An 8021-nucleotide genomic window follows, 5' to 3' on the forward strand; every position below is an offset into this window, starting at 1 on the left:
GGTCATAACTTCTTTGTCTATTACGATGCCATAAATGGATCAAACAATGTTGTCTACAAACGTCGAGATGGAAAATACGGTTTGATTGAATCTGGAGCATAAGCTAGTCATAAAATGGGGGAAACAGTATTTCTGTGTTACCTTTTATGGTTTTTAAACAAAAGTCGCGATGTTTATAAAAAAAGATACGACGTTTAAAAAGTAGACCGTTTAGAATAAAGCTTAATCATTTAGAAAGCTACATGATCAAAAATCCTGTATGGATATGCAGGATTTTTTTCTTATTCTACAATCGGGCGAGATTGTGGAGTAACTCATTTTCAAAATAAATGGATATTTTAGAGGCGATTGTGAAGAAATACACTTAAACAATAGGGCAGCATTCCTGTAATGATAAAAAATGGAGTTTGAACAAAAAAATAACCTCTTGGTATGATATAAATGTCCGAAGCTGGCCAGCGAAAGGACAAATTATATAAACCAGGAGGCCTTCAAATGAATTATAACCAAAATAATAAAATTGCTCAAATTACTTCTCAAACACTCATTATAGGTGTTGATATTGCGAAATTCAAGCACGTAGCTCGTGCTCAAGACTTCAGAGGTTTGGAGTTTGGAAAACCTTTACACTTTGAAAATACGAAAGATAGTTTTGATGTATTTGTTGAATGGATTAGAGAGATTCAGGGTCAACAAGATATAGATAAAGTAATTGTCGGTGTTGAACCTACTGGTCACTACTGGCTTAATTTAGCTCATTATCTTAAAGAACTTAATCTCAAGCTGGTCGTTGTTAATCCAATGCATGTTAAGAAGACGAAGGAATTAGATGATAATTCCCCCACAAAAAATGATGTGAAAGACGCTAAGGTTATTGCTCAATTAGTGAAAGACGGAAGATACGCTGAACCTAATATTCCAGAGGGAGTATATGCTGATCTACGAATCGCAAGAAAAATACGTGATCTATTATCCGTTGATCTACAAGTAGTACAAGGACAAATTCACAATTGGATTGATCGATATTTTCCTGAATTCTTAACAGTGTTTAAGGATTGGGAAGGGCAGTCAGCTCTTCAAATATTAAAGCTAAATCTACTACCACATGAGTTAGTTCAACTCCCTGATCAAGAGATATTAACTCATCTAAGAAAAGCTGTGAAACGTGCAGTGGACATAAGTAGAATAATAGAATTAAAGAAGGCAGCTAGTGTTTCAATTGGAATCCGTGAGGGTTCAGATTTGGCTAAATTAGAGTTAAGCACGTTGTTAGAATAAGTATGAACTCATTACTAAGAAGTTTGAACAACTTGAGGTTAAGAGGGACGAGCTACTAGAACGAATTCCTGGTGTTCAACAAATGTTAGCGATCACAGGTATCGGAAAAGATACAATAGCTGGATTCTATGCTGAGGTAGGAGATTTACGTTACTACTCACACCCTCGACAAATTATAAAACTAGCAGGGCTAAGCTTGATGGAGCACACGTCTGGCAAACATAAGGGACAAACTAGAATTTCAATAATTAATAGACATTTGAAGCACGGATTAGTCAGTAAATCAACTAAAATACGGACATTGATCCTGTCGGGCAGCATAACTGACATCTACCTCATGGATAGGTTGGACGAAGGAATTTTGGAGCATAGACTCTGCGAGATATGGGAGGGTTGACCTCCATGAGAAATGTAGACATCCACCAGTGCGACCATACTTCAACTTAATATCCACTTTTTGGATAGAGGTGGTTTGGGTGCATACAGTCATTTTTGCTTCTCGACTCCAAAATATACCTATAAAACAACTTTATCCCATGTTATCAATGTCTATTAACCATGGATGACTATGAAATAGTGAGAAAAGGCTAGAAATCGAAAGATTTACCTTTCTATATAGAGGGAATAATGTTGAATAAGAAAATGTTAAGGGTGTGTTTATTACGATACAGTTTTTTGCCATTTATGGATTTTATTTGTTACCTATTTATTGTATTATTTTCTGTTTAAATCTTGTTTCACTGTTAAAGAAGATAAAGTATGAAGAGAATACAGCAAGGAATACCCTATGGTTTACAGTTTCTTTTATACTAATCATTTCGACCATCGCCTCACTTACAACTCTAAATTAAACCTGTACTAAACTATCGGAGCTTGTTTGAAACAAGGTAAGGTGATGTGTCTATGATTGAACCTAATATGAAAGAAGTCATCGCAAAACTAGTAAAGGTGCTTTCAGGTGATTTAATTAGAGAAGAAGTATCAGAATGGGCTGAATTTTATGTTATGGCTGATGAACCAGGGTTAAGGATGAAAATGTTTGGGAAATGTTGAAGACAATTAGTGGAATTGATATTTTAGACTCACCCACAACCTATCTTTATAACCAAGAAGACATTAGGAAATGGATTGAAAAAGCCAAAGGTTTGTTGTGAAGCTAACGGAGTGCTTGAACGAAAGAACAATATAAATCTTAATTAAAGTCTATGGATTAGCATTGACTGGATTAAGGTCAGTATCAGTATTGCCACTTCCTAACCATTTTCATTCTCTGTGGTGCAGCGCCGATTTTGCGCTGCATGAATGGCTAACGGGAGCTTTACTTAAACACCAATGGTTTGAAATGTCTGAAAATGGTATAATTAGATAAAATATTCATGGAAGAGGTGATGAACATCATGAATACTGCTAAGGAACGATTACTAAAAATTATTGATGAAATTCCAGAGCAAGAAGTCGATAAAATATTAGAATTTGCTGAATATTTAAAGACAAAAAAAGAGAAAAGTTTATCAGAAGATTTAACAAAAGCGAGCGAAAGTAGCATTGATTTTTGGGATAATGATTTAGATGATGAGGTTTGGAATGATGCATAAACAAGGTGACATTGTTTTAATTCCAGTACCATTTAGTGACTTGTCAAATAGAAAACAACGCCCTGTTCTCATTATTTCAAACGATGATTATAATCAGATGACTGATGATATTCTTGTTGTTGCTATTACATCACAATTAAAAAACCTTGATTATTCAGTCGTGATTAAACAAAAAGATTTAGACGAAGGTGCTCTTAAAGTTACTTCGGCAGTGAGAGCAGACAAAGTTTATACACTTTCAAAAGGAATTATCAGAAAAAGATTTGGCAAAGTGAACACAGAAGTATTAAATAGTGTTCGAACTAAAATAGAACACTTAATAAACTAGTAATTAAAATTTGTATAAATGGGCTGCGATAAGCAGTCCTTTTTTGGTATCAGATGGTGCTAAAATATAAATATTGTGAATGTCTTCACTTAAACAAACGGGTGCTTTTCTTCAAGAAGAAACAAAACATTCTATATATGATCTTCAGCAATCGGGCGCGATCCTGGAACAAGGAAAAGCGCTCATTTCACATTTTAGGTCCAGATTATAGAATAACATTCGTTGCGCTAACTAGGAGTTGAAGCATGATGGCTTATAATAACTGTTAGTATTTAAATGTTTTACTTTGGAGGTATTTAACTTGGAAATTAGGAAAGCAAGTAAAGAAGATATAAAGGGTAGTAAAGTGTTCTTTTCAAATTTCATACTTTCGTTAAGAAAAGGGGGCGTTCCTTTAACTGAGCAGGGAATGCCTCTTTTCTTATTGAGGTAACGTGGCAGAAGAGTTTAATAAGAGAAAAGAGGGAGTATTGATTTGAAATCTAAAAAAACATTAGCAATAGTAGCCATCGTTATGCTATGTGTTGTGGTTTTAATAAATCTATTCAAGAAAGATTTGTGGGAAGTAAACGAAGAATTGTTAAGAGATGAAATAATATCAATTGAACAATCGATTGATACAATAAATTTATTAGATGTCACTCCATTTGAATGGGATGTAATATATTCTTTTGACCCATATACGTCGAAAGATATAGTTTATGAAACGGTGGGTTATAAATGGGATAATATCAGTGAAACCGTTAGTGAAGGAATGAACCAAACTGTTTTTCTGAAAGGAGAAACGGTCGTTTGTTATTTGTACGGGTATCCTGAAAATAACGGTTATGGTATATATTTTTCAGGAGAGAGTATGAACAATTTCGCCCAAATGCTTAATGCAAATGGTAATTTGACTTTTCAAGTAGAAAGAAGTGACGGTATTGTATATTTGCGTAATGAATAATTGTATGTATGCTTTAGCAGAACAGAGCTGTCGCTTCTTCAATTATTGGAGCAGAAGAGTTAAAAAAGAAAGGGCATGGCACTAACTTAAGAGAGAGAGGAGGAGGTAACTTTAATGGAAAATGAGGAATATTCACAAGAAAATATTGATATATTTTGGAAAGCATTTTTGATGAAGACGGGCAGATGTGAAACAACAAAGTATTTAGATGTATTCCATTTTGAATTAACTGAAAAATGGGCAAATGAATTATTGCGATTGGTGATGATTGGACAAAAAAAGGCTACAGCAAGTAGTTTATGGAGCTATGAAATCAAAGGTGAGCGTATACCTGAGGTTGGTGACTTATGTATTGTCACTGATTGGGAAGGTGTACCACAATGTGTTATTGAAACAACTGCAGTAACAATTATTCCATTTTCAGATATTACTTATGATATTTGTAAGCGTGAGGGTGAGGATGATACATTGGAATCTTGGCGTGTGGGACATATTCGTTTCTTCAAGGAAGAAGGAAATGAACTTGGGTATGAGTTTATGAATAATATGCCAGTGGTTTTTGAAGATTTTGAAGTAGTATTTCAAGTATAGATTTTATAGGCAGAACACATCTTTAAGGGGAATCGCTCTTTGTGTTGAACCCCAGATCATAATTCAATAAAGGAGAAATGGTGAAGGCGATGTCCCCTTCCTTGGATCATGGTACTAACGGAGCACAACAAGAAAGTCATCTATGTTAAAGTTAAAATAGCTTCTGATTTAGGGGGAAACAATGTTACAAATAATTTTTTGGTTAATGTTAATTATTTGGACAGATAGACTTATTTCAGGTAAGTCAGAGGATAAAAAATTACCAATCATCGTTCAGGCTATTTCAATTCATGTCATTCTTCTCGATTTTATTAGGAAATCATCCACTTTAAGAAAATATCTAATTCATTGAATGGTGCATGAACGAAAGACCTGGAGCGTCGTAATGTCAGCTCTTTTGGCTTACTTCGCTGATAGGGTTAGATGAACAGTCTTTTTGAAGGAACTTGGAGGGAGTAGTAAATATGATTCCTAAACAATTATTGGCATACATCATTATTGGCGGTGGGGTAGGTTTATTTTTTGGGGGCTTTTGGAACGGTATAAGTGCAATGGTTTTGATTTGGATTGCAATGAGATTTGAATACTATATTCGTACCTATGAGAAAAAGAATTTTGAATCATAGGTAATAAATGTTTTATATATCTTAATCTAATGGGTAGCGATTGTTCAATAAGGGCAGTCGCCTTTTTCCTAACGTCCATTTTTAAGGAGTTGAATATATGTATTGTTTTTGTGAGCAAAAAGAAACTCTCGTATTAAAAGTTGAAGGTGATGTTGGAGCGGACCCATTATGGTGTAATCAGTGCAGTTGTAACTTTGATTTAGAAGACATTCCAATTTCAGATGAGTTAAAAGGCGAATTGATGAGATGGGGGAATAAGTATGGAAAATGGATTGATTGGGATAAAGATAAATTAATTCCCAATGGTATTGAAATGGAAGAAGAACATAATAAACAAGGTTCTATACTAACAGAAAAAGTAAAGAAGGAACTCAGAGGAAAATACAGAGTGAAGTTTTCACCTTCAACTATGGCAAGAGGCTATGCAAATAATCAATAATTAGCACTTGTTCAGCTGACGGGAGCAATCCTTGAATTAAGAAGGGATTGCCCTTTTTCTTATTAAAGTAAGTGGCAGAATAGCGGAATAAGGGATATCGCTTTTTTAATATTGTAGCAGAATAGTAGATGGGATTGGGCATTTATGGTAATCTCGAGGAGGAGGTGTTAAGTTGTGGAAACTAAAAACGAAAAGGGAAAGATTTTTTCCGTAATTAAGGTTGTTATTGCAATGATTGCTATTTTTACCGTTGTCATAGGGTTATTTAATAACAGTTTAAATATCCGTATTTTATTCTTATTAGCCTCCTTTAGCTTTTGCCTACCCCTAATTGATCCTTATTTTTCGAAGAGAAAAGATGGGGATTTTATTGCAAATTCTTTGCTTGCAATTGGATTTTTATTAGCCTTTTTCCTAATCTGATTTTATAAGGAGTTCGTTGTTTAATAGCTCTTATTGAAGTGATGGGAGCGTTGATTTAACAAGGTCAGCGCACTTCTTGTTGTGCGAACGGGCAGGATAGTGGAAGAAGAAATAAAATCAATAGCCAAAGAATTTCCGATATATAAAAGCATCAGGGTTTAGTAAAATAAAATTATAACATTCAAGTTAAGAAGGTTATATTTTATGTTTTGGTTTGATCTCATTCAAATAGCTTTATTTTTTCTTTTGGTAGGTATTCTATATCCGTTTTTTAAAATTCTTAGAATTAGTAACCCTGAAAAGAACAAAGTGCTTTCAAAACGTGTAGTTTTGACTGTAACAACTTCAAGTTTGATATTTGTGATTATAGGTATTATCTGTATTTATAATTGTACTGACCGAGTCGATAGACCGATGTTTATTCTTTTATTAGGTGCAATAATAATGACTTTCTAGCAAGTGATTTTGAGTGTAATGAGAAGTAGTACACGAACAGCAAATGTAATTGCATCCTAGAGCATTTCTCCAACATCAGTTTTTCATACACGCTACCTTGTGATCCCCTATCTAAAGTATACCAATTGATTCCTTAGCAGCCTAAAGGCTGAAATCAAGCTAAAGCTTGCTAAAAATAACTAAAAATTATTGTTTTGTTTTTCGGGGTCTCGCCAACATTTGAAATTTCACGCTAAGAAAACCAAAAAAGCCTAATTTATCAATGTTGTAACCGAGAAATTAAGCTTTTATTACTTCACAATCGCGCCCGATTGTTGAAGATCATTTTCTATTGAATAGTATCGTTGTACTCTGCAGTAAATGATGAATAAGCTCTACAATCTCTCTTCGTGAATTCCAAAAACAAATAAACGACCAACTATTGTTGATTGTATTACTTTTTGTGCATTCGGCTAACATATATGTAAGTTAACTAAAATCGCTTAATTTTCATACAAACTTTTTTTGTAGTATTCACGTAATTCAAGTGCATTATCTTCCCATTCTATTTTACGACCATGGATTAATTGACCAAGGACATCCAAGCATCTATGCCATCCTGCAGCTATATATATAGCCATTGCGCGATCATCAAACGTATGGCTAAACGTCAAGGTGCATCCTTGATCCGCTACATGTATGCTTATCTCTAACAAATCATCAACTTCCCGAAAACAAAAGGAATATGGAGGATTTATTTCGATAATAACAGCCTCATAGATTGCCCCTTCACCATCATCAAACTTTATCTTTCCCCCAACACTAAGATCCATATCTCCAGTTGCAAATGGATACCACTGAGTGAAATAATCAGGATCCGTTATATAACGAAATACTTTTTCAGGACTAAATGGATACTTACGTTCAAAAACCAAAACGTGTCTTCCTTCTTTTTCATGGAGACTGCCATAGTTACTCATGAAGGTTACCTCCTTTTTTCGAATGTATTACAGCTTCCTATGCTTATCTTCACCTATTAAAATCCAACGGTTTTATCAACATTTTATTCCATAAAGGTATTAATTACTCCTTCTTCCACTAATTCTGCTTCATTAGTATAAGTCCATTCCTTCACAAACTTATAATAATTTTAACATAAATATCCAACCAATAATAAAGTCTACTTTAAAGAAAGAGCGCAATTCTTATTCCAGAAAAGCGCCCGATTGCGGAAGATCAAAGACGTTAAAATGTAGCTTGCACTTATTGACCTTTTGCACCCGTTAATTGAAAAAATTTATTACACCTTCAATTTTTCTTCGGCAATCTGTTGACTTATTTTTGAAAGCAATCTTATAAG

10 protein-coding genes and 1 pseudogene are annotated in these 8021 nt (G+C 34.1%); 10 read left to right on the forward strand and 1 reads right to left on the reverse strand.

The window, feature by feature from the left end:
• From PQ474_RS25195 to PQ474_RS25240, 10 genes and pseudogenes are all read left to right on the forward strand, one after another.
• Window positions 1–102 (forward strand): sigma 54 modulation/S30EA ribosomal C-terminal domain-containing protein (locus PQ474_RS25195; RefSeq protein ID WP_273848340.1); only part of this gene is annotated, 102 nt, incomplete at its 5' end.
• 393 nt (window positions 103–495) lie between these two features.
• Window positions 496–1522, forward strand: a pseudogene (locus tag PQ474_RS25200) (IS110 family RNA-guided transposase); the annotation flags it as partial.
• Between the two features lie 659 nt (window positions 1523–2181).
• Window positions 2182–2331: a hypothetical protein gene (locus tag PQ474_RS25205; protein WP_273848330.1), complete on the forward strand. Its 150-nt coding sequence runs from the start codon at window positions 2182–2184 to the stop codon at window positions 2329–2331.
• Between the two features lie 344 nt (window positions 2332–2675).
• On the forward strand, window positions 2676–2873 hold the full coding sequence (locus PQ474_RS25210; RefSeq protein ID WP_273848331.1) for a DUF2281 domain-containing protein: 198 nt from the start codon (window positions 2676–2678) through the stop codon (window positions 2871–2873).
• Window positions 2863–3201 (forward strand): type II toxin-antitoxin system PemK/MazF family toxin, encoded by a 339-nt coding sequence (locus PQ474_RS25215; RefSeq protein ID WP_273848332.1) that lies wholly within the window; start codon window positions 2863–2865, stop codon window positions 3199–3201. The genes PQ474_RS25210 and PQ474_RS25215 overlap by 11 nt, the downstream gene beginning before the upstream one ends.
• A gap of 475 nt (window positions 3202–3676) precedes the next feature.
• Complete coding sequence (locus PQ474_RS25220; RefSeq protein ID WP_273848333.1) at window positions 3677–4147, forward strand: hypothetical protein; 471 nt, start codon at window positions 3677–3679, stop codon at window positions 4145–4147.
• Between the two features lie 114 nt (window positions 4148–4261).
• The gene (locus PQ474_RS25225; RefSeq protein WP_273848334.1) at window positions 4262–4738 is read left to right on the forward strand and encodes an ASCH domain-containing protein; all 477 of its coding nucleotides are present in this window, start codon (window positions 4262–4264) and stop codon (window positions 4736–4738) included.
• Between the two features lie 464 nt (window positions 4739–5202).
• The gene (locus tag PQ474_RS25230) at window positions 5203–5364 is read left to right on the forward strand and encodes a hypothetical protein (RefSeq protein WP_273848335.1); all 162 of its coding nucleotides are present in this window, start codon (window positions 5203–5205) and stop codon (window positions 5362–5364) included.
• Window positions 5365–5461: 97 nt separating this feature from the next.
• On the forward strand, window positions 5462–5803 hold the full coding sequence (locus tag PQ474_RS25235; RefSeq protein ID WP_273848337.1) for a hypothetical protein: 342 nt from the start codon (window positions 5462–5464) through the stop codon (window positions 5801–5803).
• A 174-nt stretch (window positions 5804–5977) separates the two neighbouring features.
• On the forward strand, window positions 5978–6226 hold the full coding sequence (locus PQ474_RS25240) for a hypothetical protein (RefSeq protein WP_273848338.1): 249 nt from the start codon (window positions 5978–5980) through the stop codon (window positions 6224–6226).
• 938 nt (window positions 6227–7164) lie between these two features.
• Here PQ474_RS25240 and PQ474_RS25245 read toward each other — a convergent pair.
• A complete protein-coding gene (locus PQ474_RS25245) occupies window positions 7165–7641 on the reverse strand; it encodes an SRPBCC family protein (protein ID WP_273848339.1) in 477 nt (158 codons plus the stop codon).
• Window positions 7642–8021: the final 380 nt, after the last annotated feature.

Origin of the sequence: Halalkalibacter alkalisediminis, from assembly GCF_028610705.1 — a bacterium.
In the GTDB taxonomy this organism is placed as follows: Bacteria; Bacillota; Bacilli; order Bacillales; family Bacillaceae_D; genus Halalkalibacter; species Halalkalibacter alkalisediminis.